This is a genomic window from Microbacterium sp. ABR10 (assembly GCF_057812175.1).
In genome coordinates, this window is the sequence record NZ_CM173821.1 from 1,621,717 (window position 1) to 1,647,605 (window position 25,889).

Below are 25,889 nucleotides of genomic sequence, written 5' to 3' on the forward strand. Positions count from 1 at the left end.
GCTAGCCTACGCGCCCGTTCGTACATTCGTTCGAGCGACACGGGGCTGCGGAGAACGACGCTTCTCCGCATCACGCCATGCACGCTGAGCGGGCGTCAACGATGTGTCCTCCGGGGCCGAGGCCGCTCCTCCGCGCCAGGCGTGGCACAACGCGATCGCCAGGGCGTCGGCGGCATCCGCGGGCTGGGGAAGGACGTCGAGGCGCAGCACGCGCGCGACCATCGTCTGCACCTGGAGCTTGTCGGCGGAGCCGTAACCGGTGATCGCGGCCTTCACCTCGCTCGGGGTGTGGGTCGCGGCCGGAATGCCGTGCTCCGCGGCCAGCAACAGCGCGATGCCGCTTGCCTGGGCCGTTCCCATCACCGAGTGGCGGTTGTTCTGCGCGAAGACGCGTTCGACGGCGACCACCCCCGGATCGTGCTCGGCCAGCACGAGGCGGATGCCGGCGGCGATCGCGGCGAGCCGTTTCTCGATGGGGTCGGTCGTCAGGGAGCGGACGACACCCACGTGCACCAGCGAGGCGGTGCGGTTCGGCGAGACGTCGACGACCCCGACGCCGCAGCGGGTGAGGCCGGGGTCGATGCCGAGCACGCGGAGAAAACGGGACACGGCCCCCACGCTAAGCGCAGGGGCCGTGTGGCGATCGAGGGCGCGCCCTTACTCGTCGTTCTCGAGCTCCGCCTGCACCTCGGAGGTGAGATCGAAGTTCGTGTAGACGTTCTGGACGTCGTCGCTGTCTTCGAGTGCGTCGATGAGTCGGAACACCTTGCGGGCGGTGTCGGCGTCGACCTCCACCTTGAGCGAGGGGACGAACTCGACGTCGGCTGAGTCGTACTCGATCCCGGCTTCCTGCAGGGCGCTGCGTACCGAGACGAGGTCGGTGGCATCGGTGATGACGCCGAATCCCTCGCCATGGGGCTCGACCTCTTCGGCGCCGGCCTCGAGCACCGCGAGCATGACGTCGTCTTCGCTGGTGCCCTCGGAGGGGACGACGATGACGCCTTTGCGGCTGAAGTTGTAGGCGACGCTGCCCGGATCGGCGAGCGTGCCGCCGTTACGGCTGAGAGCAGTGCGCACCTCGGCCGCGGCGCGATTCTTGTTGTCGGTCAGACACTCGATGAGGAACGCCACACCGTTGGGGCCGTAGCCCTCGTACATGATCGAGGCGTACTCGACGGCTTCGCCGCCGATGCCGGCACCGCGCTTGATGGCGCGGTCGATGTTGTCTTTGGGGACCGATGTCTTCTTGGCTTTGAGGACAGCGTCGAACAGCGTCGGGTTGCCCTGGAGGTCGGCCCCACCGAGCTTCGCCGCGACCTCGATGTTCTTGATGAGCTTGGCCCACGACTTGGCGCGACGGGAGTCGATGACCGCCTTCTTGTGCTTGGTCGTGGCCCATTTGGAGTGTCCGGACATCTTTCCATTCTAGAGCGCAGGGGCGCTCGTCCCGCGTCTGGCATCGACGTGCGAGAGGAACCGCTCGTGGAAGCGCGTCTCCCCGGTCGATTCGGGGTGGAAGGCCGTGCCGAGCAGCGCGCCCTGCTCGATCGCGACGACGCGCCCATCGGGAAGGGATGCCAGAGGCACGGCATCCGGGCCCCATTCCACCACCGCGGGGGCACGGATGAAGACGGCGTGCACGGGCGGCTCACCCAGCGCCGGCACATCGAGGTCGGTCTCGAACGAGGCGGTCTGCCCGCCGAAGACGTTCCGCGCGACGCGCGCGTCGATGCCGCCGAACGTCCGTTGTCCGGCGATGGCTCCGTCGATGCGGTCGGCCAGCAGAATCAGGCCCGCGCACGTGCCGTACATCGGCAGGCCGGCGGCGATCGCCGCGCGGATCGGTTCGAAGAGCCCGAAGGCCCGCGCGAGCTTGTCGATGACACTCGACTCGCCGCCGGGGAGCACGAGGCCCTCCACGGCAGCGAGTTCCTCGGGCCGACGCACGGGTCGTGCGTCGGCGCCGAGGGCGGTCAACACCGACACGTGCTCGCGCACGTCGCCCTGGAGGGCGAGGACTCCGACGCGCGGGCTTCTACCAGCCACGCTCGGCCAGGCGGTGCGGTGCGGGGAGGTCGGCGACGTTGATGCCGACCATCGCCTCGCCGAGTCCACGCGACGCCTCGGCCACGATCTTCGGGTCGTCGTGGAAGGTGGTGGCCTTCACGATCGCGGCGGCGCGCTGGGCGGGATTGCCCGACTTGAAGATGCCCGAGCCCACGAACACGCCGTCGGCGCCGAGCTGCATCATCATGGCGGCGTCGGCCGGGGTCGCCACTCCCCCGGCGGTGAACAGCACGACGGGGAGCTTTCCGGTCTCGGCGATCTCGGCGACGAGGTCGTAGGGCGCCTGCAGCTCCTTCGCGGCGACGTAGAGCTCGTCCTTCGTCTTGGCGCGCAGGGCGTTGATCTCTCCGCGGATGGTGCGGATGTGCTTGGTCGCCTCCGACACGTCGCCCGTGCCGGCCTCGCCCTTGGAGCGGATCATCGCCGCGCCCTCGGTGATGCGGCGGAGCGCCTCGCCGAGGTTCGTCGCCCCGCACACGAACGGCACGGTGAAGCCGTACTTGTCGATGTGGTTGACGTAGTCGGCGGGCGAGAGCACCTCGGATTCGTCGATGTAGTCGACACCCAGCTCCTGCAGGATCTGCGCCTCGACGAAGTGGCCGATGCGGGCTTTCGCCATGACCGGGATCGATACGGTCGCGATGATGTCGTCGATGAGGTCGGGGTCGCTCATGCGCGCGACGCCTCCCTGGGCCCGGATGTCGGCGGGAACGCGCTCGAGCGCCATGACGGCGACGGCGCCGGCGTCTTCGGCGATGCGGGCCTGCTCGGCGGTGACGACGTCCATGATCACGCCGCCCTTGAGCATCTCGGCGAGGCCGCGCTTGACGCGGGGTGTTCCGGTGTCGGTCATGTCCACTCCGTTCCGCGCCTGTCGGCGCGAGGTTCCGCGCTTCGGGGCGCGATCTATTGGCTTAGGCCAAACCGTAGCATGGCGCAGGACATAGGCTGGCGGTGAGTCGAGGGGGCGTATGAGCATCGATCTGACCGGCAATTCGGCATCCGGGATCGCCGCCGACCTGCGCACGCGCATCGAACGCGGCGAGCTCGCCCCCGGCACTCCGCTGCCGTCGGTGCGGGCCGTCGCCGTGGATCTCGGGGTCAATCGCAACACCGTGGTCGCCGCCTATCGGCAGCTCGCGCAGGCGGGCCTCGTCGAGGCGCGCGGGCGCGGCGGCACGCGCGTCGCCGACCGCGCCGCGGTCGCCCAGGAGGGCTACGCGCCCGACACCGTGCTGCGCGACGTCGGCACGGGCAACCCCGACCCCGCGCGCATCCCGGATCCGACCGCGGCCCTCGCCCGCTCGACCCGGCCGGTGCTGTACGGCGAACCGGTCATCGACCCCGGCCTGGAAGCCTGGGCGCGCCGATGGATGACCGATCAGCTCCCGCATGACGACGTTCGCATCACCGTCACGAGCGGCGCGAGCGACGCGATCGAGCGCCTGCTCGCCCAGGCCCTTCAGCGTGACGACGCGGTCGCACTGGAAGACCCGTGCTTCCTCTCGGCCCTGCACACCGTACGCACCGGTGGATACCGGGCCGTCCCCGTCGCGGTGGATGCCGAGGGTATGACCGTCGACGGACTCCGTGCGGCGCTCGAGGCGGGGGTGCGGGCCGTCATCTGCACGCCGCGCGCGCACAATCCCACCGGCGCGAGCTTGAGCGTCGAGCGCGCGGCGGCGCTGCGCGCCGTTCTCGAAGGCCACCCCTATGTGCTCGTCATCGAAGACGATCACTTCTCGCTCCTCTCGCGGGCGCCGTTGCATTCGGTGATCGGTCCCGCGCAGCGGAGGTGGGCGCGCATCCGGTCGATGTCGAAGTTCCTCGGGCCCGACACGTGCCTCGCCGTCACGGCATCCGACCCCGATACCGCCGACGGTCTCGCTGTGCGTCTGACCCCGGGCACCACCTGGGTGAGCCACATCCTGCAGCGAATGACCCTCGCGCTGGTGACCGACGACGCCGTCCGCGCCGACATCGAGCACGCGGCCGAGCACTACGCCGCCCGCAACGCCGCGTTCGCGCGGGCGCTCACCGAACGGGGACTCCCCACCGCCCCCGGCGACGGGCTCAACCTGTGGGTGCCGTTGCCCGCTCCGGCGGCGAGCGTGCGCGAGGAGCTCATGCGACGGGGCTGGCTCGTACGCGAGGGAGACCCGTTCTTCCTCTCCCCCGATCATGCGGGGGCGTTCCTGCGGCTCACCGTGCACGACCTCGACGATTCGTCGGCCGCAGCCCTCGCCGACGACATGGCCGTCGCCGCGGGCACGCGTCGCTCGAGCGTGCGAAGTGGAAGGATCGAGTCATGAAGGTTCTCTCGATCCAGTCCGCCGTCGCGTACGGACACGTCGGCAACTCCGCCGCGGTCTTCCCCCTCCAGCGCATCGGCGTCGAGGTTCTCCCCGTGTACACGGTCAACTTCTCCAACCACACCGGTTACGGCGCGTGGCGGGGTCCGCTCATCTCCCCCGACGATGTGGCGGCCGTCATCGCCGGCATCGAGGACCGCGGGGTGTTCCCCGAGATCGACGTGGTGCTCTCGGGCTACCAGGGCGGCGAGGGCATCGCCGACGTCATCATCGACACCGTCGCGCGGGTGAAGAAGGCGAACCCGGATGCCGTCTACGCCTGCGATCCCGTCATGGGCAACGCCAAATCGGGATGCTTCGTGGCCCCCGCCATTCCCGAGCTGCTGCGCGAGCGGGTCGTACCGGTGGCCGACATCCTGACGCCGAACCAGTTCGAGCTGGGCTTCCTGACGGGCACCGAGCCCGGGAGCATCGACTCGACCCTCGGGTCTGCCGACGTGCTGCGCGGCCGCGGCCCGCGGACCATCCTGGTGACGAGTGTCGAGCGCCCCGACCGTGAGGCGGACACCATCGAGATGATGGTCGTCGACGACAGCGGCGCCTGGATCGTGCAGACCCCCCTCATTCCGATGAAGGCCAACGGCTCGGGCGACGTCACCGCCGCTCTGTTCACCGCGCACTACCGTCGCAGCGGCGGCGACGCGCCCGATGCGCTCGCGCGCACGGCATCCAGCGTCTTCGACCTGCTGACCAACACCTACGAGTCGGGCTCACGGGAACTGCGTCTCATCGAGTCGCAGGAGGCCTACGCGCACCCGAGACTGCAGTTCTCGGTGCGGCAGGTGCGCTGACCGGCTCCCTGCGCGCTCCGCGCGGATGCCCTGCACGGGGGTGGCTCCGAGGCCGACCGCTCGCAGAACGGTCGGCCCCGGAGCCGTGGTGCGGGATTCGAGGCGTCAGAGTCCGTCGTGGTGCATCGCCTGCACGAGACGCACGTGGCGGTCGAAGTTCAGCTCGGAGTACTCGTTCGAGTAGTTGAGGCCGTAGGGCCACATGTGGCTTCCGCCGCCGTTGATCCGCGCGTCGGGGCCGTCCCACGTGCGCAGCAGTGGCACCGCGGCCGGCCAGTCCTGCGCGTCGACCTTGCTCTGGAAGTTCCACGCGGTGCCCACACCGACGGTGTGTGCGATCTCGTGCAGCGCGGTGCCCTCCTGCATGAAGCCGCGGTTGGCGCCGAAGCGGATGTTGCCGTAAATGGTGGCATCCGCGGTCTGCACGCCCGGGTCGTACGAGACCCAGAGCTGGCGCTGGGTGTTGTTGAACTTGTTGTAGCGGGCGACGGCGCGGTCCATCGCGTCGGTGATGCGCGCGTAGGCGTCGACCTCATCGGCGGACGGGTTCGACGACCTGGCCAGCGTGTAGGTCATCTTCGACACGTTCGGGTCGGTGAGCCGCCAGCGCTGAACGCCCGAGCCGTCGCAGGTCTGCTGCGAAAGCAGGCCACCGTCGACCGGCGAGGCGACGCTCTGCAGGCAGAGGTTGTTGTGCCTGTTGCGGATCTCGGTCCAGCCGCCGCCCACGTCGGCCAACTGCCACTGCTGCACGTTGTTACGCGAGCACGTCCACTGACGCACCTCGGATCCGGGTGCGGTGGCGAAGTTGAAGTTGTCGAGGCAGAGGTTGCTGTATCGGTTCTTGATCTCGGCGTAACCGTTGCCGAGGTCGGTGACCGCCCACAGCTGGTTCTGCCCCTCGAGGCACGTCCACTGACGCACCTCCGCGCCGGGCTGGGTGTTGAAGGCGTAGTCGTCCATGCAGAGGGTGTTCTGCTGGTTGCGGATCTCCTGGTTGGAGCCTGTACCGACCGGCGCGGCGGCCGCGGCGGGTGTGGCCACGCCGAGCGTCGTGAGGCCGATGACGAGGGATGCGAAGACGGCGGCGAGCGCCTTCGCCTTCGTGCCTCGCGTCGTGGGGGGTTTCGTCGGGGACGTCGTCGTCCGTGACATGGTGTGCCTTTCGGATCGTCGGACCACCGGCGGGGTGATCCGAGGGTGTTTCGACGCTCGTCGGACGGCCGGGCGAGGCGGTGTCGGACGAGCGGGTGCGCCTCCACCCCGCGCCACAGGAACGCAGGGGTCACCGATCTCATCGGGTGACGATATCGCCGGGGGGACGCGATCATCACGAAGCGGGAACGTCCATGTTCACGCTAACACTTCGCTTATCGGCCACCTTGTCGCATCAGATCCGACCCTGTCAAGGTCGAATGTGGACGCGGGTCAGAAACTCGAGCGGCGACGAAAGCGCGCGGTGCGGGCCGTTTGGCGGCTCCCTCGTCGAATGAGGTGGAGGAGCGCCGGCCGCGAGTCACGCCTCCCCGGTTCGCCTGACGGCTCAGGCGCCCCAGGCCTCGGCGACGGTGCGACGCACGTCGCCCAGAAGCTGCGGCAGCGCCTTGGTCTTGGCGATGATCGGGAAGAAGTTGGCGTCAGATGCCCAGCGTGGAACGATGTGCTGGTGCAGGTGCGCGTCGACGCCTGCGCCGGCGATCGCGCCCTGGTTCATGCCCAGGTTGAACCCGTCGCACCGCGATACCGCGCGCAGTACCCGCATACCGCGCTGCGTCAATGCGCCGATCTCCGCCACCTCTTCGTCGGTCGCCTGGTCGTACGTGGCGATGTGCCGGTAGGGGCAGACGAGCAGATGCCCGGAGTTGTAGGGGAAGAGATTGAGCAGGACGTAGGCCGTGGCACCGCGAGCGACGATCAGACCGTCCTCGTCGGTCTTGTCCGGCGCCGCGCAGAACGGGCAGTTCTTCTCCATCGGCTCACGCCCGGCGGAGATGTACGCCATGCGGTGCGGTGTCCACAGGCGCTGGAACTCGTCGGGCACCCCCGGAAGGGTCGCGGCGTCGACGAGCTCGGCATCCGTCGTGGACGCGTCGGCCGGCGCCCCGTCCGTCGCTGCGTGATGCCCGGGAACGGACCGCGTTGCAGCGGCGTCGGGGTTCGTCACGCCAGATCCTCGGCGGTGTTCACCAGCGTGCGTGCGGCGATCGCGCCGGTGATGTGCGCGACGGCGTCGGCGACGGGGATGCCGTTGAGCTGCGTGCCGTCGCGGAAGCGGAACGAGACCGTACCGTTCGAGCGGTCCTGCTCACCGGCGATCAGCATGAGCGGCACCTTCTGCGTGGTGTGCGTGCGGATCTTCTTCTGCATCCGGTCGTCGCTGTGATCGGCCTCGGCGCGCACGCCGGCGGCCTTGAGGTCGGCGACGATCCCCTGGAGGTAGTCGCCGTACTCGGCGGCGACTGGGACGGCCACGACCTGCACGGGCGCGAGCCAGACCGGGAACGCTCCGGCGTAGTGCTCGAGCAGGATCGCGAAGAAACGCTCGACCGAGCCGAAGAGGGCGCGGTGGATCATGACGGGGCGGTGCTTCTCGCCATCGGGACCGGTGTACTCGAGCTCGAAGCGCTCGGGCTGGTTGAAGTCGAGCTGGATCGTCGACATCTGCCAGGTACGGCCGATCGCGTCGCGCGCCTGCACCGAGATCTTCGGGCCGTAGAACGCCGCCCCGCCCGGGTCGGGAACGAGCGCGAGGCCCGAGGCCTCGGCGACCTCGCGAAGGGTCTCGGTCGCTTCGGTCCAGAGGGTGTCGTCGCCGATGAACTTCGGGTTGCCCTCTTCTTTCGTCGACAGCTCGAGGTAGAAGTCGTTGAGGCCGTAATCGCGCAGCGTCTGCAGGACGAAGTCGAGGCTGTGGGTCAGCTCGCCCTTGACCTGGTCGGCGGTGACGTAGATGTGCGTGTCGTCCTGGGTCATGCCGCGCACGCGCGTGAGACCGGAGAGGGTGCCGCTCTTCTCGTAGCGGTAGACCGACCCGAACTCGCTCAAGCGCAGCGGGAGCTCCCGGTAGCTGCGCCCGCGCGAGCGGAAGATGAGGTTGTGGAACGGGCAGTTCATGGGCTTGAGGTAGTACTCCTGGCCCTCGCGCGAGACGTGCCCGTCGGCATCCACGACCTCGTCGAGCACCATCGGGGGGTACATGCCGTCGGCGTACCACTGCAGGTGGCCGCTCGTCATGAACAGGTCGCCCTTGGTGATGTGCGGGGTGTTCACGACCTCGTAGCCGCTGGCGAGGAGACGCTCGCGCATGTAGCGCTCGATCTCGTAGCGGATGATCCCGCCCTTGGGGTGGAATACCGACAGACCCGGGCCGATCTCGTCGGGGAACGAGAAGAGATCGAGCTCCTTGCCCAGCTTGCGGTGGTCGCGCTTCGCAGCCTCCTCCAGGCGGTGCTGGTATGCGCGCAGCTCATCTTTCGTCGGCCACGCGGTGCCGTAGATGCGCTGCAGCTGCGGGTTCTTCTCACTGCCGCGCCAGTAAGCGCCGGCGATACGCGTGAGGTCCCAACCGTTGCCGATCAGGCGCGTGCCGGGCACGTGCGGTCCTCGGCAGAGGTCTTTCCACGCGGTCTCGCCGTCGCGGGTGACGTTGTCGTAGATGGTCAACTCACCGGCGCCCACCTCGACGGACGCGCCCTCGGCGGCCTCGGCCGATCCGCCCTTGAGTCCGATCAGCTCGAGCTTGAACGGCTCGTCGGCGAGTTCGGCGCGAGCCTCATCGTCGGTGACGACCCGACGCACGAACCGCTGGTTCTCGCGGACGATGCGCTCCATCTCCTTCTTGATGACCTTCAGGTCGTCGGGGGTGAAGGGCTCGTCGACCTGGAAGTCGTAGTAGAAGCCGTCGGTGACCGGCGGGCCGATCCCGAGGTTCGTCTGCGGCTTGACGCGTTGAACCGCCTGCGCGAGCACGTGGGCCGTCGAGTGGCGAAGGATCGAGAGGCCGTCGGTGCTGTCGATCGTGACCGGCTCGACGGCGTCGTCGGCGGTCACGATCGTGGCCAGGTCTTTCAGCTCTCCGTTCACGCGCAGCGCGACGACCGAACGGTCGGGGAAGAGGGCGAAGCCATCGGCGGGGAAATCAGTCACAGCGCATCTCCTGAAGGGGTCGATTCCAGGCTACCGGGCAGTGTGGTCCCGACCGCGCCCCACCGCCCATTGATTGCTCGCGCACAACGTGTTGGGCACGGCGCTCCTGCCTACGGAGAACCGCACCCCACCCGGAATGACGCCGAGGACGACGGGTCCGCTAGAGCACGAGGTAGGTGGTGTTGCCTCCGGCGCCGGAGGAGACGAGGAGGCTGGTGATCGGGTGGTCCGTGATGGGGATGCCGACCATCGCGACGGGCCTGTTCCGATCCGTACTCGTCCCGTCTCCGAGCTGGCCCTGAGCGTTCGATCCCCACGACTTCACAGATCCGTCGGAGGCCAGGGCGTATGCTGCTGCGCCCATCGCGGAGATCTTCGACACGGTGGAGCCGGAGGTCAGAATCGTGACCGGTGAGAATCGGGCGGTGGTGGTTCCATCGCCGATCTGGCCGTAGTTGTTCATGCCCCAGGCGGAGAGGGTGCCGTTGGAGGCGAGTGCGTACCCTGTTTTGAAGCCGCCGGCGATTTGGATCACGTTCGACAGACCGGGGACGGTGACGGGGGTGGTCTTGTTCGCCTGCGTCGCGTCACCGATCTGGCCGAAGTCGTTCAAGCCCCAGGCCTGCACGCTCCCGGTCTGAGTGACGGCGTAGCCCGTGTCGGAGCCCGTGACGATCTGCGTCACTCCCGACGACAGACCCGAAACGGGGCCGGGTGTGAGACGGTTCGCGGTCGTCGTGTCTCCGAGCTGGCCGCTCGCGTTCACGCCCCACGCATACACCGCGCCACCGGTGGTCAGGGCGACAGCGCTCGAGGCCATCCCGGAGACCGTCGAGATCGCGGGCAGGCCCGACACCGATGTCGGCGATTTCTGCATGGTCGTGTTGCCGATGCCCAGCTGGCCCGAGCCGTTCGCTCCCCACGCCTTCACGGAACCGTCCGTCAGCACCGCGTACGCGCTTGCCGACCCCGCAGCGACCGAACCCACCCCCGACAACCCCGGCACCTGAGCCCACGTCGACCGGTTCGTGGTGGTGCCATCACCCAACTGACCCGACGAGTTGGCACCTTTCGTCCACACCGTCCCATCACCCAGCAGCACCATCGAGAAGTTCGACCCCACCACCACCTGCACAACCGACGACACGAACGCGCGGTCGCCCCGCAGAGGGGTCGAACCGTACCCGGCGCCCACACCGATGAGATTCGCGTTGCCCTGCACGACGAATGATCCGGAGTTCGACCCGTTTGCACCGCTCGCCGTCACCGTGACGGACGAGCCGGGGGTCGGTCCGGGTGTGTCCAAACTCACCTGTGTCGTGACACGTCCAGACGAGTCAGTGGTTCCTGACGTCGCGGATAGGGACGATCCGGACGAGGCGGACATCGAAAGCGCGCGACCGGCGACTGCTGCACCCGACGAATCCGTGACGCTCACGGTGACGGTCGCGAATCCGGACTCCTGAACGGTCATGGTGGGCGTGGTCACCGAGATGCTGTCAGCAGACGGCTTCGTGTAGCGGGCGGCTGCGGGGTCGTCCACGACGAGGTATGTCGTGAACCCTCCGGCGCCGGAGGAGACGAGCAGGCTGGTGATCGGGTGGTCTGAGATGGGGATGCCGGCCATCGCGACGGGCCTGTTCCGATCCGTATTCGTCCCGTTACCGAGACGCCCCGAACCATTCTGCCCCCACGACTTGACGGTGCCGTCGGAGAAGAGTGCGTAGGCGGACGTGCCGACGGAGGAGATCTGCGATGGTCCCGCTCCAGAGGAGAGGACGGTTGTGGGTGAGAATCGGGCGGTGGTGGTTCCATCGCCGATCTGGCCGTAGTTGTTCATGCCCCAGGCGGAGAGGGTGCCGTTGGAGGCGAGTGCGTACCCTGTTTTGAAGCCGCCGGCGATTTGGATCACGTTCGACAGACCGGGGACGGTGACGGGGGTGGTCTTGTTCGCCTGCGTCGCGTCACCGATCTGGCCGAAGTCGTTCAAGCCCCAGGCCTGCACGCTCCCGGTCTGAGTGACGGCGTAGCCCGTGTCGGAGCCCGTGACGATCTGCGTCACTCCCGACGACAGACCCGAAACGGGGCCGGGTGTGAGACGGTTCGCGGTCGTCGTGTCTCCGAGCTGGCCGCTCGCGTTCACGCCCCACGCATACACCGCGCCACCGGTGGTCAGGGCGACAGCGCTCGAGGCCATCCCGGAGACCGTCGAGATCGCGGGCAGGCCCGACACCGATGTCGGCGATTTCTGCATGGTCGTGTTGCCGATGCCCAGCTGGCCCGAGCCGTTCGCTCCCCACGCCTTCACGGAACCGTCCGTCAGCACCGCGTACGCGCTTGCCGACCCCGCAGCGACCGAACCCACCCCCGACAACCCCGGCACCTGAGCCCACGTCGACCGGTTCGTGGTGGTGCCATCACCCAACTGACCCGACGAGTTGGCACCTTTCGTCCACACCGTCCCATCACCCAGCAGCACCATCGAGAAGTTCGACCCCACCACCACCTGCACAACCGACGACACGAACGCGAGCTCCGTCTGGCCGGGCGCATTCGAGTAGTCGGTTCCCGTGGCGAGGAGGTTCGAACCCCTCACCGAGAACGACTGCGACCTCGTTGCGGAGCCGGAGACAGCCGTGATGGTCGTCATCGACCCCGGGCGTGCCCAGGGCGTCTGGAGGTTCACTTGCGAGGTCGCCGTGCCGACACTGTCGGTCGTGGCCGTCGACGGGCTGAATGACGCGCCCGCCGGACCGCTGAACGAGACCGCGGCGCCGGCGACAGCCTGGCCCGTGGCATCCGACAACATCGCAGTCAGTGTCGCTCCGCCCGATGCGGGTAGCTGCATGGCGGAGGAAGACAGCGCCATCGATGCCCCGGACGCGGCGAAAGCGGGCGTTGTCGACGCCATGATCACCGCGGGTACCGACCAAGCGGCACCCGCCACGAGCGTGCGGCGATCTACACGCGCGCCCCCGGAAGCCTTCGCTGCAGCAGTGATGCCGGGGGGAAGCTCTTGACTGTTCTTCATGGTCGGCTTTTCTTTCTCGAGAGGGGGAAGACGTTCGCACGCAACGGGCGACAGGGTGACGCGCTGACGCCGATATAAGGCTCTGAAAGGCACGTGGTCGTTCACCGGAATGAGTAAGTGTCGAGGGTGAAGGTGCCTCCTCCGCTCAATCTCGCGTGGCAATCAGGGCCGAGGGCCGTCTCGACGCGAGCACGTCAGCCGCGAGTTCATCCTCATCGCGCGGCGTCCTCACCCGCCCGGAGCCGCTTCTGACGGGGCGTGGATGCTCATCTCACTCTTCGATCGCCTCCCGCGCAGCGCGCGAGCGGGGAGGTGACGGGCTCACTCGCCGACGAGTGACGTCCGCACGGGACATCTGCCGAGGGGTCGATTCCCGCCTGCCCGGCGGCCGTGGCCTCGATCGCACCGGGTGTGCCTCATAGTGGAGCGGTGACTCTGGCCATCATCGGCGGCGTGCTCTGGATCCTCGGGATCGTCGCGCTGCTCACCGGCGCCTTTCCCGCGAGCGAGGCATTGGCCGTCGCCGACCGGGTGTGGCCGATCCTGCTGTTCGTCGTCGCCGTCACGGTCGTGGCGGAGCTGGCATCCAAGGCGGGACTCTTCGACGTCGTCGCCGCGCGCCTGGCGCGCGTCGCACGCGGCCGCACGGTCTGGCTGTGGGTGCTCGTCGTGGCTCTGGCGACAGTGGCGACGGCGTTCCTCTCGCTCGACACGACGGCGGTTCTGCTGACGCCGGTCGTCATCTCGATGGCGGTGGCGCGCAAGCTCGATCCCCTCCCCTTCGCGTTCGTCACGGTGGTGCTGGCCAACACCGCATCCCTCGTGCTGCCGGTGTCGAACCTGACCAACCTGTTGGCATCCGAAGCCCTCGGTGGCGGGCACGACCCCGTCGCGTTCCTCGCGCTGCTCGGCCCCTCTGCGTTCATCGCGATCGCGGTGTCGGTCGTGGTGCTCACGCTGGTATTCCTGCGCCGTCTTCCGAAGACGTACCCGGATGCCGCCTCCCCCGCGGTCTCCGACCCGGTGCTCCTGCGCGTCGCCGGCGTCGTCACCCTCGCGCTGCTGCCGCTGCTCGTGGTGGGTCTCGAACCGTGGATGCCGGCACTCGGCGCCGCCGTCGTGCTGGCGGTGGCGTTCGCGTGGCGTGCGCCGGGGGCTCTCGGCATCCATCTCGTGCCCTGGTCGCTGTTGGTGTTCGCGGGCGGCCTCTTCCTCGCCGTCGGCGCGCTGGAGGCGCTCGGCAACGGCCAGGTGACAACGGTGCTCGCCGGCACGGGCGACGATCTCGTGTCGCTGTGGCAACTGGCCGGAGTGGGTGCGCTGGCCGCGAACGGCATCAACAACCTGCCGGCGTACCTGGCGCTGGAGTCGGTCGCGGGCTCCCCCGCGCGCCTCGCGGCCCTGCTGGTGGGTGTCAACGCCGGACCCATCGTCACGCCGTGGGCGTCGCTGGCGACACTGCTGTGGCACGAGAGGCTCGTCGCCGCCGGGGTCGAGGTGAAGTGGAGCCGCTTCGTCGTGCTCGGCGCCGTGATCGCACCGCTCATCCTGCTGCTGGGCGTGCTCCCGCTGTCGCGGTGAGCCCTGCGGCAGCGGCAGCGCTCCCGCTCAGCCTTCGTACGCGCGTGCCCACGCCTTGCCCGGCTCGATGAGCCAGACGGCCAGCCCCTCACGCATCTCGTACGGGCCGCCCGTGTAGCTCGCCGAGATGCGGTCGACATAGGGCAACGCGTCATCACCCGCGATGCGCTCGACCGCCTCACCGCGTACGAAGGCCATCGCGTACGGGTTGTCGGCGCCGGTCACCGAGATGGCGACGCGCGGGTCGCGGCGGAGGTTTCGATCCTTCAGCGTGTCGACTTCGGTGAAGATGGCGAGCCGGTCGCCCTCGACGCCCACCCACAGCGGGATGGAGTGTGGAGACCCGTCTCGCATCAGTGTCGCGAGGTGCGCGACGGCATTCGTCTCGAAGTACGGCTTGGCCTCGGTCCAGTCGGTCATGCAAGACACAACTGCCCAGCCGATCCGCTGCATTCCCTCTTCAGGATCGCGCGGCCGCGGGAGCGTGGTCGTTGGGTACCTCGCGGAAGACCATCTCTCCACGCTGAAGACTCTCCCGAGGGCTGAACTCGTCAGGTTCCGGAATGACGTAAAGCCCTCTGCCGGAGTTCGCGTTGTAGGTGAGGGCGTGCAGCCAGGCGGGACTCATCTGCGGCGATCGGCTGCCATGGTACTTGAACACCAGCGAGACATTCGGGTGGATGTACACGGTCGTGCGACCGCCGCCCGTGCTGATGTCGTCCTTCCACGTGAAGGGGAAACTCTCACCTCGACGCACTTTGGCCATGATCACGGCCTGCAGGTGGGCGAGGAGGCGGTCCTCGAAGTCGACCTTGATGTTGCCGTCATAGATGAACTTGCCCATGCTGCCCCCTTTGCAGCCACCACCGCCCTACGCGTCTCCGAGCGAGAGGAGGGCGCGAGCCCGAAGGCGGTGATCGCTGTGTCTCTTCCGGAACTGTCTCCCGCGACGGTGTCGCCCGCAAACCCCCTTGCAGGCTTCGTCGCTTTATGGATAGCGCGTTTCGTCCCGGCGTCGTCCGAGGTGCTCAGGCCGAGCGGGAGATGCGGATGATGACGCGGTCGCCGGGCTTGCGCTGCACTCGACGGACCAGCGACTCGAACCCGAGGATGGCCCGGTATTGCAGTCCGTACTTGCGGCGGAGTGCGTGATCGGCCCTCGCGTCGTCGGTGGCCGGCCCCGCGATCCGTCCCTGCGCCTCGACGGTGATGGCATCCGGCTCGACTGCGCCCATCCGGCTGCAGGGGCGCAGGGTCACGCGCGCGTCGTTTCGGAGCCGCTTCACCTTGCCCGTCGTGCGCTCACTCGTGACCACGAGCTCGTCGCCGTCGCGGGCGATCCACACGGGCACGGCGACCAGGTCGCCATTGCGGCGGTAGGTGCCGAGAGAGACGAACGGGGATGCCGAGATCTCACGCCACAGGGTGTCGGGAACAGTCATGGTGCTGAGGCTACTGGTCGCGACCGAGCCGAAAGCGGGGGCGTTCGAACCTGGCGGGACCCCTCCTCGCGCCGTCGCGCCCCTTGCCGCGTGCGATGAACCTCAAGACGAGCACAAGGAAGACGCAAGGCTCCGCGAAACGCCCTGTCGACGGGGTGCTCATGCCCTAGCTTCGAGCTGTCCCCGCCGCCCGGTAGACCCCACACCCGTTCCAGCTGCGGCGGGGACAATCATGTCTCCGGCCCGGAGCCAGAGCACCGCCGTGTGCGCCGTCGTCTCGCGTACGAGTGCTCCTCCGCTAGGCGGTCGTCAGCGGGGTGTCGGACGGGACCGCATCCTCGACGACGTGATGCTCCTGCGGCGCCGGTGGACACTTGAGCGAGATGCAGCGCGCGGCGGATATGTGCAAGCTCAACGTCTTCTGAGGAGCGGGTCAAGATGGGCGATTCCGTGTCCCCCATTTGGCGGACATGGGATAGCTTTTACATGTCCCCGCCGCCAGGCACTCCGCAGCCCCCCTTACTGGCGGCGGGGGCGACACTCTCCCGCAGGCCACGCTCTGCAGTGATCGAGTGACGCTCCCGGTAGCTGCGGGCAAAGTGGCCTCTGCGCTTGTGCGACGACGGGGCGTGGGAGCGTTCGTCGTCCCCGATCTCGGGACCCCCGTGCCTCTGAGCTTCGGCACCGGCTGCCCCAGCAATACGCCCAAGACGCGGCTCGGCTGGGGCGAGCGACGAGCGACAGTCGGCACCAGCGGCCGTCAGGGTTGCGCCGATCACTATGGACGACTGCGACTTCGCCCCCACCCTTCCGTCGTCGACGCAGTGGGGGCCGGGCCGGGCTTGGCGCGCGTCGTCCACGGGTTCAGGGGGGATAGGCAGAGCGGACTCGATTTCTGTTGTCGAGCGGCACCGCGGGGCCGGCGGGACATGCCGCCGATCTTGCTTCGGACGGACTCGGCGACGTTCCCGCGACCGACTCCTTCGAGAATCCACCTGAACGGGCGGTGGGCCTTCGTCGGCGAGCAGCTCGCAAACGACAAAACCCCCGGCGAACCGGGGGTTTTGTGGTGGTGGTGCGCGATACTGGGATCGAACCAGTACATGGCCCAAGCGCTCGCCCTGATGATTCCGGCGCGCAGGCTCGGAATTATCGAGAAAATAGCCGCGTGGCGACACTGTTTCGTGGACTAGTGTGGACTCTAACGGACAATCGTTAGGCCACGTTAGGCCACGGAGGATGACCATGGCGCGCCCGAAGAAGATCACCGACTCGCTGGGTCGCGAGCGTAAGGCCACGCGCCGCAGCTTCGGCAAGGTCGAGCGCCTGCCGAGCGGGTACTACCGAGCGCGCTACACCGGGCCGGACGGCAAGACCTACAGCGCGCCAATGACGTTCACCACGGTGACGGACGCTGATGCATGGCTGGCAACCCAGCGCGCGGCGATTGTGGCCGGTACGTGGACCCCCAGCACGGCACGGGGCGCGCACGAGGCGCAGCGCGACCGCTCACAGACCTTGGCCGACTACGCGACCTCCTGGATCTCCACGCGCACGAACGCCCGCGGTGACCATTTGAAGCCCCGCACGCAGTCTGAGTACGAACGCCTCCTGCGTCTGCCTGATCCCGCGCGAGAGGGCGACGAGGGCGGTCCCCTGGCACCTCTCGCCCTGTTCCCCCTGATCGAGATCACCCCGGCGCGCGTTCGGACCTGGCGCGCCAATCTGCTGGCGACCGGCGCGAAGACTCAGACCTCGCGCGCGTACGGACTCCTCAACGCGATCATGCGCACCGCCGCCGACGACGACCGGATCATCGACGCGAACCCATGCACCGTCAAAGGTGGTCAGTCCACGCATACCGGGCGAAAGGTTGTCCCCCCGACTGAGACTGAGTTGGAGGCAATCGTCAGCGCGATCACGCCCCGTTTCCGTGCCCTAGTGACTGTCGCCGCATGGGGCGGGCTCCGCTGGGGCGAGGCGACCGCCCTCCGCGCCAAGGATGTGACCGTGGAGCGCGACGAGGCCGGGGGCGTGATCGCCGTCCGAATCAACGTGGGTCGCGCAGTCACCCACTCGGCGGGACAGGGGTTCGTGGTCGGATCGACCAAGAGTGAGGCAGGTCTGCGCCCCGTGGCGATTTTGGCCAGGACGCGGAGATTGTGGCCGACCACGTTCGCGGCATGATCGGTGACGCGCTCCTCTTCCCCGCCGCTGACGGGGTTTCCTTCCTCTCGCAGAGCGCATTCTGGAAGCACTGGAACGCCGCTCGCACCGCCGCTGGACGCCCCGATATGCCCTTCCACGCACTGCGCCACCACAGCGCGACGGCGTACGCCGAGGCGGGCGCGACGGCGGCGGAGAACAACGCTCGCCACGGTTGGAGCACTGCCACGGTGGGGATGCGCTATCAGCACGCGACCGACCGCGCCGACGAACTGGCCGCGCGGATGCGCCGCCGTCAGACGACGGCCTGAGGATCACCCCTGCTGGACCGGCTCCGGGTCGCCCCACTCTGCGCGAAACTCTCCTGTCTCGACTACGGCGAATGTCTGTGCGACCTGCTGGTCGATGAGGCGAAGCAACTCGAACACGTCTCGACCCTGAGCATCGCTGAAAGTCGTCAGCCGCAGCGGTAGGTCGTCGATCTCAGCAGCCTCAATCGGGTGCGTTGAGATGCAGCGCAGAACAGGGTCGCCGTCCTGCAGTTGGCTTTGTCCGGCGATCCATTCCTCTTCGACGTACGCGGAAGACGCGACAGCCTCATGATTCTCGAAGCGGTAAGCCATCATGAAGTGGGTGTGATCGGCGGCGATGGTCCGTACGTCGAGTGCAGCCTTGTGTTTATCGTCGATGTCAAGCTGGTTGAGGATCAGGGCGATGCCGTCCTCGATCTTGTGACCGGGCGGCACGTGATACGGCTGGACTTTCTGCAGCCGCTCGATGATGTCGCGCGGGACGCTTTTCAGAGTCGAGTTCGCGGTCGCCCAGAATGACTCGCGATTCTTCTTCATGGGGAAGTAGATCTTGTGCGCGTCGCCCTTGCTCGGAGTGTTGCCGTCCAGGTGCGCCATCGCCCATGTGAGGGCATCGAGTGCCGACCTGTAATTGTGGATGATGTCACCAAACGTCAGCGCCCATTCGTACACGGGGGGCGAGCTAGACAACGCCGCGCGGAAGGTGACTGTTCTGCGATCATTCGAGTAGTCCGCGGTAGATTCTGCGCCGAGACTCCCGCGCCACATCATCCAGTCGTATTCGAGCCGATTTGCCATGCGCTGAGCATGTCCCCATTTGAGGTGAGGCCAATTGGGGTAATCGCGGCCCGGCCGCAATCTGCGTAGGTTCGTCACACCTCACATCCTGCACGCCGGTGGAGTGGGCCATCACACATCCGCGGTCCCCGGGCCGAACATCGCGCGGTGCGCGACAGGAGTCGAGTCGAGCAGGTTCCGCAGGTCACGAGCGTTGATGAATGGCCCATGGTTCACGCCTACCCAGTCGTGGACGGCGCGAGACCACGCCTGCACTGACCATTGCGCTACTCGACCGATCAGTCGTGCCAGAGAATCCGGCGTCTCCCACGTCGTCACGAGGTGCAGTTGCTCGCCATGGGCGACACCGGAGAGCGCGGAGTACATAGAGCCCATCTTGGGAATCTCGCTCGCGATTCTCTGCGTCTGGTTGAACTCGACCTTGGCGTGCTCCTTGCCGATGCAGACGCTCGCGATGACAGGACTTTCGACACCCCCGCGACTTCTGCGGACGACGTTCGCCCCCTCTTTCTGAAGTTGTTGCACTAGGACATCGCGGAACCCGGCGATGCGTTCCGAGTCGTCTGGCGCGGTCGCTAGGACGGCTTTTTCGAGGGAGCGCACGACGGTCGAATAGGACCGCGCCGCGCGCTGCTCGACGCTGACATCGCCGCGGAGCAACCACGAGGTTGTGGAGGCAATTTCGGCGATAGACCGAACTACCGGCACCGCGGGTATCGGCAGAAATGTATCGTGCCGCAGCAGAACGTCCAGTCCGCGCAAATGTGAGATGACCCCGTTCGAGTTGGACTCGACCACGCTCACGCGCTGTCTCAGCGCAGTCGGATATAGCTCCCTGTCGAGCGCCGCCATGTCCTGGCCGTGGATTGATGAAGCGGACGCGCTGTTTACCCGCTCAGACAGTCGCTGGGTCGCGCGCTCTGCGTGATTGAGGCATTGGCGCACGATCGCTCGCGCCGCACCCGCCGCTTGCTGGAAGCGCTCCTCGTCTCCCGGTTCCATGCCGGGAGCCTATGCGAATGCGATCCGGGTCCGCGCCGCCGTCAGACGACGGCCCAGGTGGACCCTTACCCCCTAAGGTGGACTCAGCGCCCGTCTGATGTCGGGAAGTGCTCACGTGTGGCGAGCGACGTAACAGCACCATTCGATCTGAACGAATGGTCCCGCCATGTCCCCTTCCCCTACTCCCACCGACCACCTCTCCATCGCGGAGGCGGCGAGCGCTCTCAGCGTCTCGACCAAGACGATCCGGCGCTTGATCGCACGTGGTGACCTTCCCGCGAAGCGCATCGGCGCGCGCATGATTCGCATCCCCGTGGTGGCGCTCGACGGCCTGGGCCGTGCCATGCAGGTTCCCCGCCGCAGCTGAGGCCGGTCGCGCTCGCCGCGTCGGGGGGTGTAGGCCCACGCCCTCCGACGCGGCGAGCGCGCATAGCCCGACCCCACTGAGGCGAGCGGGGCCGACCTGACGAAGTGACCGCCCGGGGCGCAAAGAGATGCCGCCCCCGTCCTGCGAAGACGAGAGGCGGCCAAGAAGGAATCTCTTGTGATTAGCGTAGCTGACGACCCCTCCGACCGCACCGGCGACCAGGGGCAACACTGTGACTGTCTATGTGATCGTCCAGCACCTGTGACACCCCCCTCTGAGAGTGCTCACTACCTACGCGAGTACAGCAATCGGAGACGCCTCCAAGAGTGCTCCGTAGGTTATGCCTGCAACCTGCCTGACTGTCCCGAGTGCGGCGAGCGCAAAGCGCTGATTGCACAGAAGGACGCGTTGGCTAAGTTTGCGGAACATCCTCATTGCCTGTCCCTCCGTCTCTCGGCAGACATGCACCACAACCTCGATACGGCATGGCGCGATCTTGCTCGGGCTCGGGCAACGTTCATGAAAAACGCTCGGCTCAGCCGCACCACCTTGGGCTACCTGCGCTCGACTGAGGTCACCCGGCCCGATGCCCGTTGGAACCCTCACGATCACTGGATCGTCATCCCCCGGGGAGACCTTGCCGACGAGCAGCGCCGCCTTCTCGACGCCTGGGAAGATGCCTGCCGAGCGACCGGCCTCACGCCCTCCTGGCACGCCCAGCACGGCGAGACCGAGCCCGCAATCACTTACGTTTTGAAAGAGCGTCTGGGGAGCGGAGAGGGCTCCCTGCGCCATCTCCTGACCGACGCCGCCCGGGGGGACGCCGACGCGCACGACGACTGGCAGGAATGGGATGCATGGCGGCGAGCGCACCCCCGCGTCCGGTTCCGCTCCTCCTGGGTCGCGCCGGTCATCCAGGCCCCCGAGCACAAGATTCTGACTCCTCCGCGCGATCAGCACATCGTGAGCGCCGAGGATGCCGACCTGGCGCGTATGGCGATCCTCACAGCTCTGGGTGTGACCTTTAAGGTGCAGCAGGCCGACGCCCTCGGGGTCTCACCGGCCACGATCAGCCGTCGCCGCCGACACCTTCCGGAGGCCCGTCCCGGCCTGATTCCCTTTAGGGTCACCCGCAGTTGACCCCCTGGACTCGCTCGGGGTCGCAGTCGTGCTAACCGTTTAGCTGCAACATGCCCTTGACCCACGTCTGTGAAAGACAATCTCGAAGTTTTTCCGCATATTGCGCAAGGTGAGACACCGTGGGGTCGATATGACAGGGTATGGAACCCACAACGTTGCAGCGCCGGTCAGACGGGCGCGCGTCGTGCACCGTGTGCGCGAGCCCTCACGTGGACGCCATTCGAGAAGCGCTCGCAGCCGGACACAGCGCCGCAGCCGTCAGCCGACAGTTCGGCGTCAGTGTCGATGCGCTCGGGCGGCACCGCCGCGCCGCACACGACCAGGCCCGACTGGTCCTGATCGGCCCTGACGCCACTGCCCTGGGGTGCGTGGAAGCAGCACTCGCGATTATGAACAACGCTCTCTCGGCCTCAGAACTGGAATACGCGCGCGGGTCGAACCGCGTTGCCTCTCAGATCGGGGATTCAGCAATTCGCGCGCTGAACGCTGTCCGAGATCTCGGCATCGACGCCGACGCCATCGCCGCTGACATCGCCGCGTCGAAGGCGATCAAGCGATCCGCGTTCCTCCTGGCCCGAACCGTCGAGCAGTACATCGAGAGCGCCCCCGAGCAGGCCGAGCGCATGGCCCTCGCCGCTGAGGCGGTCGGGGCTCACGAGCTTGCCGCTCAACTGCGCGACGACGAGCCGGAGGCGGTGACCTCGTGAGCGGCGACCTGAATCATGGCCCCATCTGCGCCGACATCGCCCGCCAGGCCTCGCAGCCGCACCACGTGACCACTGACGACATCACGGCTCTGTACGCGCCCCAGCTCGCCGCCCTGACCCGCCCGCCCCGCACCGGCACCTCGCCGGACTGAGGAGAAGAATCATGAGCAACACATACGACGACGACTTCGACCTTTTGGACTCCCCAACGCCGCGCGCGAGCGGACCCGCGCAGGCGGGTGACGAAGTGACCGCCCTCGTCTCCGGCATCACGATCTCGCTGGGCGGTTTCATGCTCGGGGGCAGCGGAGTCGTGCTCACGCGCGGCCAGGTTTTCGTGTTGACCTCCGCGATGATCGAGTCCAGCCGCGACAACACGGGCGCGGTCACCTGGCCGAGCATCGTTCACGACGAGCGAGCGCAGGTCGAGAAGTGGGGCCAGGTCCGGTTCCGGCTGGGGCGTCACGACCTCGAACGATGGGCCGACGCGAAGGACCCGTTCTGGGAAGTCGATCACTCACAGGCACGTTCCAACGCCCTCGCGATTGTCGATCCCACAGAGCGCGCCGCAGCCCTCGATCAGGTGCGCGAGCGTTTCGGTCGCAAGCCGGTCTCTGACTCGCACACGACGTACCGCGACAGCCGCCGTGAGCGCGCCGAGGCCGACGCCGCAGCAGCCCGTGAGGGTGTCCGCGGGGTGCACCATGCGTGAGCAGGTTCGCGTTCTCGAACTCGACGTGACGACTATCCCCTCCGGCCCTCGAACTCTCGTCATCGGCGGGCGCACCTTCAAGGTCCCCATCAACGCCCAGACGGCACGAGGCCCCGAAGACCTGGTGTACGTCCGCGCGAACGGTCGCGTCTTCTGCGTCAGCGGACGCGGTGCAGAGATCGTCGTTCCCAACAGCGTCCAGGGGGCGCTCACGCGGGCGTACTTCAGCTGATTCCACAGAGCCCCCGTCGCGATGTTGCCTCGCGGCGGGTAACGGGGGCTGGCCGGTTCCTTCTCCGGGACACGTTTCAGCCGGTCAGCCCCCACCTTCGACGGTCGCGTCCCTTTCCGCGACCCCCGCCGTCGCGGCGAGGCGTTCGCTGGATCGTCTCTGAGGGGACGGCGGTCCCGCTGGCGACCTTCGCCGCGACGGCACCCACGACCCGGCGTGCTCCGCCCCGCTCAAAGAGAGTTCGAGCACCTTCACGAACTGCCGTCCGGGCGGAGCCCGCGGACCCTCTTTGGGGGCTAAACGCCGGACGCTAGGCCACGTGGAGGCCACGACCGCCGAACCAATCCCCGCGACAATGCAAGAAACCCCCGGTAAACCGAGGGTTTCAGGTGGTGCGCGATACTGGGATCGAACCAGTGACCTCTTCCGTGTCAGGGAAGCGCGCTACCGCTGCGCCAATCGCGCCTATACAGGCTGTTCTGTTGTGAGTTGAGGTGGCGACGGGATTCGAACCCGTGTAAACGGCTTTGCAGGCCGGTGCCTAGCCGCTCGGCCACGCCACCGTGTGTGGTTCGACCCACGTGTCATGATGCTCCGGCGGCTTCCCAGACGGAGATCCCTCCACTCGAGCGGATGACGAGACTCGAACTCGCGACCCCAACCTTGGCAAGGTTGTGCGCTACCAACTGCGCTACATCCGCATTTCGTTCCCGGGGCTTGCCCCGAGCACTCGTAAGACATTACCTGATCTGGGCGTCCGCGCAAAACCACGCGCGGCCCGGGTGTGTCCGGCGCAGGTGGTCCGAAGCACGTTCCGGCATCCGGTACGATCGATGAGTCCCGTTCGGGATGCGGGCGATTGGCGCAGTTGGTAGCGCGCTTCCTTCACACGGAAGAGGTCATCGGTTCGAGTCCGGTATCGCCCACCACACACAAGCCCCCGGCTCGCCGGGGGCTTCGTCATTCTCTCTGGCATCGAGACAGCCGTCGGGGCGATGTCCATGGCATCCGGCTCTCGCCTGCTCAGGCCCGCTGCCATCCGTACCGAGCGGCGAGGGCCGCGGCGACGGCGTCGAATCGCTTGCGATCCAGGGCGGCCGCCTCACGGCGCATACCCGCGTCGTGCACGAGGTACACCTGCTCGACATCGATCCACGAGGGACGGCTCTGCGGGTCCCACTCCCCCGTGCCGAGCGCGAGGTACTGGCGGTCGCCGTCGTGCGGCTTGCTCGTCAGTCTCACGGCGTACGAGTGGGTGGCATCCGCTCTGCCGATGACGAGCACGGGGCGGTCCTTGCCGCGCCCGTCGCGCTCCTCGTAAGGCACCCAGGTCCAGACGATTTCGCCGCCATCGGGCGCGTTGTCGCGTTGTGGGGCGTAGACCAGCGTCAGCCGACGTGGAGGGTCGATCTCGACCGTCTCGCTCCCCCGCGGTGCCATCGGGCGCCGCGACGCCTCTCCCGGCGCGTCCCGGACCGGTGCCGGACGCGCCTGCGGTGCGGACGGGCGCAGCAGGCCCAGGACGGCGGAGATCAGACGAGACGCGGTTCCCATACCGCCCACCCTAGACACGACGAACGGGGCGCCACCGACGAGTCGGTGACGCCCCGTACGGGGTGGAGCGGATCAGCCGCGGGTGTCGGAGAGCACGTAGCCCTCTTCACCGTGCACGACCGTGTCGATGCCGGCGATCTCGTCCTCGTTCTTCACGCGGAAGCCGATGGTCTTGTCGACCGCGAACCCGATGACGAAAGCGAGCACGAACGAGTAGATCATCACGGCGAAGGCGGCGATGGCCTGCACGAGCAGCTGCGTGAGCGAGCCGCTGTAGATGAGACCACTGCCGTTGGCGAAGATGCCGAGGTACAGCGTTCCGATCAGACCACCGACGAGGTGGATGCCGACCACGTCGAGCGAGTCGTCGAAGCCGAGCTTGAACTTCAGCTCGATGGCGAGGGCGCAGACGGCACCGGCGACGAGGCCGAGGACGATCGCCCAGACCGGCGTCAGCGAAGCGCAGGCCGGGGTGATGGCGACCAGGCCCGCGACGGCACCGGAGGCGGCGCCGACCGAGGTGGGCTTGCCGTCCTTGATCTTCTCCACGATCAGCCACGCGAGCAGAGCGGCGGCGGGAGCGGCGATCGTGTTGACGAACGCGAGGGCGGCGGTGTTGTCGGCGGCGAGCTCGGAGCCGGCGTTGAAGCCGAACCACCCGAACCACAGCAGGCCCGCACCCAGCAGAACGAACGGCGGGTTGTGGGGGACGTGCGCGCCCTTCTGGAAGCCGACGCGCTTGCCGAGCACCAGCGCGAGCGCGAGGGCTGCGGCACCGGCGTTGATGTGCACCGCGGTACCGCCGGCGAAGTCGATCGCGCCGACGCCGAAGACGTCCTGCATGCCGTGGGTGATCCAGCCGCCGTACGAGAACGACCCGTCATCGGCGAGGCCGAAGTTGAACACCCAGCTGGCGACGGGGAAGTACACGACCGTGGCCCAGATGGCGGCGAAGACCATCCACGCGCCGAACTTGGCGCGGTCGGCGATGGCGCCCGAGACGAGCGCGACGGTGATGATGGCGAAGGTGGCCTGGAACGCGACGAACGCGAGCGGCGGGTATGCCGCGCCCTCGGGCGTCTCGAGCACGCTGGCGAGGCCGAAGTTGGTGAAGTCGATCGTCCAGGGCACCTGGGTGGCGCCCTCATCGGTGCTGGGGAAGGCGATGGAGTACCCGTAGAGCACCCACAGCACGCCCATGAGCCCCATCGCGCCGAAGCTCATCATCATCATGCTGATGACGCTCTTGGCCTTGACGAGTCCGCCGTAGAAGAATGCGAGTCCTGGCGTCATGAGCAGCACGAGTGCCGCTGCTATCAGGATGAATGCGGTGTTGCCTTGATCCATCTCGGAGGGAACCTCTCTGCAGGGACGCAGGTAAAGCGTCGGGTCCCCTCAGTGTTCCCACCCCGGGTTACCGTCGTCGTTCGCCTCGTGTTTCAGGCACGTTACAGAGAGCTCACTCCGGTA

General features: G+C 67.6%; 26 protein-coding genes and 4 tRNA genes. 12 read left to right on the plus strand and 18 right to left on the minus strand.

Features of this window, described 5'->3' with window-relative positions; all coding sequences use genetic code 11:
- Positions 1–6 precede the first annotated feature (6 nt).
- From ruvC to pdxS, 4 genes are read right to left on the minus strand one after another with little or no spacing between them, the layout of a single operon-like run.
- Positions 7–618, minus strand: coding sequence for a crossover junction endodeoxyribonuclease RuvC (gene ruvC, locus ACXKZF_RS07425; RefSeq protein WP_488985857.1), 612 nt, complete (start codon positions 616–618; stop codon positions 7–9).
- Between the two features lie 39 nt (positions 619–657).
- Entirely contained in the window at positions 658–1,416 is a 759-nt protein-coding gene (locus ACXKZF_RS07430; RefSeq protein WP_055954736.1) for a YebC/PmpR family DNA-binding transcriptional regulator, read from the minus strand.
- Positions 1,417–1,425: 9 nt separating this feature from the next.
- Positions 1,426–2,046, minus strand: coding sequence for a pyridoxal 5'-phosphate synthase glutaminase subunit PdxT (gene pdxT, locus ACXKZF_RS07435; protein WP_488985858.1), 621 nt, complete (start codon positions 2,044–2,046; stop codon positions 1,426–1,428).
- Complete coding sequence (gene pdxS, locus ACXKZF_RS07440; RefSeq protein WP_243223530.1) at positions 2,036–2,920, minus strand: pyridoxal 5'-phosphate synthase lyase subunit PdxS; 885 nt, start codon at positions 2,918–2,920, stop codon at positions 2,036–2,038. The genes pdxT and pdxS overlap by 11 nt, the downstream gene beginning before the upstream one ends.
- Before the next feature lie 118 nt (positions 2,921–3,038).
- Here pdxS and ACXKZF_RS07445 point away from each other — a divergent pair, with 118 nt between their 5' ends.
- Together ACXKZF_RS07445 and pdxY are read left to right on the plus strand one after the other, a co-directional pair.
- A complete protein-coding gene (locus ACXKZF_RS07445; protein ID WP_488985859.1) occupies positions 3,039–4,379 on the plus strand; it encodes an aminotransferase class I/II-fold pyridoxal phosphate-dependent enzyme in 1,341 nt (446 codons plus the stop codon).
- Complete coding sequence (gene pdxY / locus ACXKZF_RS07450) at positions 4,376–5,230, plus strand: pyridoxal kinase PdxY (RefSeq protein ID WP_488985860.1); 855 nt, start codon at positions 4,376–4,378, stop codon at positions 5,228–5,230. Before ACXKZF_RS07445 ends, pdxY begins: the two co-directional genes overlap by 4 nt.
- A 105-nt stretch (positions 5,231–5,335) precedes the next feature.
- Here pdxY and ACXKZF_RS07455 read toward each other — a convergent pair whose 3' ends face one another.
- From ACXKZF_RS07455 to ACXKZF_RS07470, 4 genes are all read right to left on the minus strand, one after another.
- Positions 5,336–6,385 (minus strand): RICIN domain-containing protein, encoded by a 1,050-nt coding sequence (locus ACXKZF_RS07455; protein WP_488985861.1) that lies wholly within the window; start codon positions 6,383–6,385, stop codon positions 5,336–5,338.
- A gap of 388 nt (positions 6,386–6,773) precedes the next feature.
- Positions 6,774–7,271 carry an HIT family protein gene (locus ACXKZF_RS07460; protein ID WP_488985976.1) on the minus strand — a complete coding sequence of 166 codons (498 nt, stop codon included), beginning with the start codon at positions 7,269–7,271 and terminating at the stop codon, positions 6,774–6,776.
- 119 nt (positions 7,272–7,390) lie between these two features.
- A complete protein-coding gene (thrS, locus tag ACXKZF_RS07465) occupies positions 7,391–9,376 on the minus strand; it encodes a threonine--tRNA ligase (protein ID WP_488985862.1) in 1,986 nt (661 codons plus the stop codon).
- Between the two features lie 160 nt (positions 9,377–9,536).
- The gene (locus ACXKZF_RS07470) at positions 9,537–12,407 is read right to left on the minus strand and encodes an RCC1 domain-containing protein (protein ID WP_488985863.1); all 2,871 of its coding nucleotides are present in this window, start codon (positions 12,405–12,407) and stop codon (positions 9,537–9,539) included.
- Positions 12,408–12,836: 429 nt separating this feature from the next.
- Between ACXKZF_RS07470 and ACXKZF_RS07475 the strand changes: the two genes are divergently transcribed.
- The gene (locus ACXKZF_RS07475; RefSeq protein ID WP_488985864.1) at positions 12,837–13,988 is read left to right on the plus strand and encodes an SLC13 family permease; all 1,152 of its coding nucleotides are present in this window, start codon (positions 12,837–12,839) and stop codon (positions 13,986–13,988) included.
- A 27-nt stretch (positions 13,989–14,015) separates the two neighbouring features.
- Here the strand turns inward: ACXKZF_RS07475 and ACXKZF_RS07480 are convergent, their stop codons facing one another.
- The 3 genes from ACXKZF_RS07480 to ACXKZF_RS07490 all read right to left on the minus strand — a co-directional run bounded on the left by ACXKZF_RS07480 (position 14,016) and on the right by ACXKZF_RS07490 (position 15,430).
- Complete coding sequence (locus ACXKZF_RS07480) at positions 14,016–14,408, minus strand: TIGR03618 family F420-dependent PPOX class oxidoreductase (RefSeq protein WP_488985865.1); 393 nt, start codon at positions 14,406–14,408, stop codon at positions 14,016–14,018.
- A 40-nt stretch (positions 14,409–14,448) separates the two neighbouring features.
- Positions 14,449–14,832, minus strand: a complete 384-nt coding sequence (locus tag ACXKZF_RS07485; protein WP_488985866.1) for a DUF7882 family protein — start codon at positions 14,830–14,832, stop codon at positions 14,449–14,451.
- 184 nt (positions 14,833–15,016) lie between these two features.
- Positions 15,017–15,430, minus strand: coding sequence for a PPOX class F420-dependent oxidoreductase (locus ACXKZF_RS07490; RefSeq protein WP_243223523.1), 414 nt, complete (start codon positions 15,428–15,430; stop codon positions 15,017–15,019).
- Between the two features lie 1,245 nt (positions 15,431–16,675).
- Here ACXKZF_RS07490 and ACXKZF_RS07495 point away from each other — a divergent pair.
- Together ACXKZF_RS07495 and ACXKZF_RS07500 are read left to right on the plus strand one after the other, a co-directional pair.
- On the plus strand, positions 16,676–17,617 hold the full coding sequence (locus tag ACXKZF_RS07495; protein ID WP_488985867.1) for a hypothetical protein: 942 nt from the start codon (positions 16,676–16,678) through the stop codon (positions 17,615–17,617).
- Entirely contained in the window at positions 17,593–17,907 is a 315-nt protein-coding gene (locus ACXKZF_RS07500; protein ID WP_488985868.1) for a tyrosine-type recombinase/integrase, read from the plus strand. The genes ACXKZF_RS07495 and ACXKZF_RS07500 overlap by 25 nt, the downstream gene beginning before the upstream one ends.
- Positions 17,908–17,910: 3 nt before the next feature.
- On the opposite strand, the gene ACXKZF_RS07505 is transcribed toward ACXKZF_RS07500, so the two are convergent.
- Both ACXKZF_RS07505 and ACXKZF_RS07510 read right to left on the minus strand, forming a co-directional pair.
- A complete protein-coding gene (locus ACXKZF_RS07505; protein WP_488985869.1) occupies positions 17,911–18,705 on the minus strand; it encodes a hypothetical protein in 795 nt (264 codons plus the stop codon).
- A gap of 111 nt (positions 18,706–18,816) precedes the next feature.
- The gene (locus ACXKZF_RS07510; RefSeq protein ID WP_488985870.1) at positions 18,817–19,707 is read right to left on the minus strand and encodes a hypothetical protein; all 891 of its coding nucleotides are present in this window, start codon (positions 19,705–19,707) and stop codon (positions 18,817–18,819) included.
- A 166-nt stretch (positions 19,708–19,873) separates the two neighbouring features.
- Here ACXKZF_RS07510 and ACXKZF_RS07515 point away from each other — a divergent pair, with 166 nt between their 5' ends.
- The 6 genes from ACXKZF_RS07515 (at position 19,874) to ACXKZF_RS07540 (ending at position 22,865) form a co-directional block, all read left to right on the plus strand.
- A complete protein-coding gene (locus ACXKZF_RS07515) occupies positions 19,874–20,074 on the plus strand; it encodes a helix-turn-helix domain-containing protein (RefSeq protein WP_488985871.1) in 201 nt (66 codons plus the stop codon).
- Positions 20,075–20,536: 462 nt separating this feature from the next.
- Entirely contained in the window at positions 20,537–21,214 is a 678-nt protein-coding gene (locus tag ACXKZF_RS07520; RefSeq protein WP_488985872.1) for a hypothetical protein, read from the plus strand.
- A 209-nt stretch (positions 21,215–21,423) separates the two neighbouring features.
- The gene (locus ACXKZF_RS07525; protein ID WP_488985873.1) at positions 21,424–21,921 is read left to right on the plus strand and encodes a hypothetical protein; all 498 of its coding nucleotides are present in this window, start codon (positions 21,424–21,426) and stop codon (positions 21,919–21,921) included.
- Entirely contained in the window at positions 21,918–22,073 is a 156-nt protein-coding gene (locus ACXKZF_RS07530) for a hypothetical protein (RefSeq protein ID WP_488985874.1), read from the plus strand. The genes ACXKZF_RS07525 and ACXKZF_RS07530 overlap by 4 nt, the downstream gene beginning before the upstream one ends.
- A gap of 11 nt (positions 22,074–22,084) precedes the next feature.
- Positions 22,085–22,633, plus strand: coding sequence for a hypothetical protein (locus ACXKZF_RS07535; RefSeq protein WP_488985875.1), 549 nt, complete (start codon positions 22,085–22,087; stop codon positions 22,631–22,633).
- A complete protein-coding gene (locus ACXKZF_RS07540; protein ID WP_488985876.1) occupies positions 22,626–22,865 on the plus strand; it encodes a hypothetical protein in 240 nt (79 codons plus the stop codon). The genes ACXKZF_RS07535 and ACXKZF_RS07540 overlap by 8 nt, the downstream gene beginning before the upstream one ends.
- Before the next feature lie 390 nt (positions 22,866–23,255).
- Here ACXKZF_RS07540 and ACXKZF_RS07545 read toward each other — a convergent pair.
- The 3 genes from ACXKZF_RS07545 to ACXKZF_RS07555 form a co-directional block, all read right to left on the minus strand.
- Positions 23,256–23,330, minus strand: a tRNA-Val gene (locus ACXKZF_RS07545).
- 27 nt (positions 23,331–23,357) lie between these two features.
- A tRNA-Cys gene (locus tag ACXKZF_RS07550) sits at positions 23,358–23,428 on the minus strand.
- 65 nt (positions 23,429–23,493) lie between these two features.
- Positions 23,494–23,566: transfer RNA gene (locus ACXKZF_RS07555), tRNA-Gly, on the minus strand.
- A gap of 152 nt (positions 23,567–23,718) precedes the next feature.
- Here ACXKZF_RS07555 and ACXKZF_RS07560 point away from each other — a divergent pair.
- Positions 23,719–23,794, plus strand: a tRNA-Val gene (locus tag ACXKZF_RS07560).
- A 94-nt stretch (positions 23,795–23,888) separates the two neighbouring features.
- Here the strand turns inward: ACXKZF_RS07560 and ACXKZF_RS07565 are convergent.
- Entirely contained in the window at positions 23,889–24,419 is a 531-nt protein-coding gene (locus ACXKZF_RS07565; RefSeq protein WP_488985877.1) for a type II toxin-antitoxin system PemK/MazF family toxin, read from the minus strand.
- A 72-nt stretch (positions 24,420–24,491) separates the two neighbouring features.
- Positions 24,492–25,766, minus strand: a complete 1,275-nt coding sequence (locus ACXKZF_RS07570) for an ammonium transporter (RefSeq protein WP_055954699.1) — start codon at positions 25,764–25,766, stop codon at positions 24,492–24,494.
- Between the last annotated feature and the right edge of the window lie 123 nt (positions 25,767–25,889).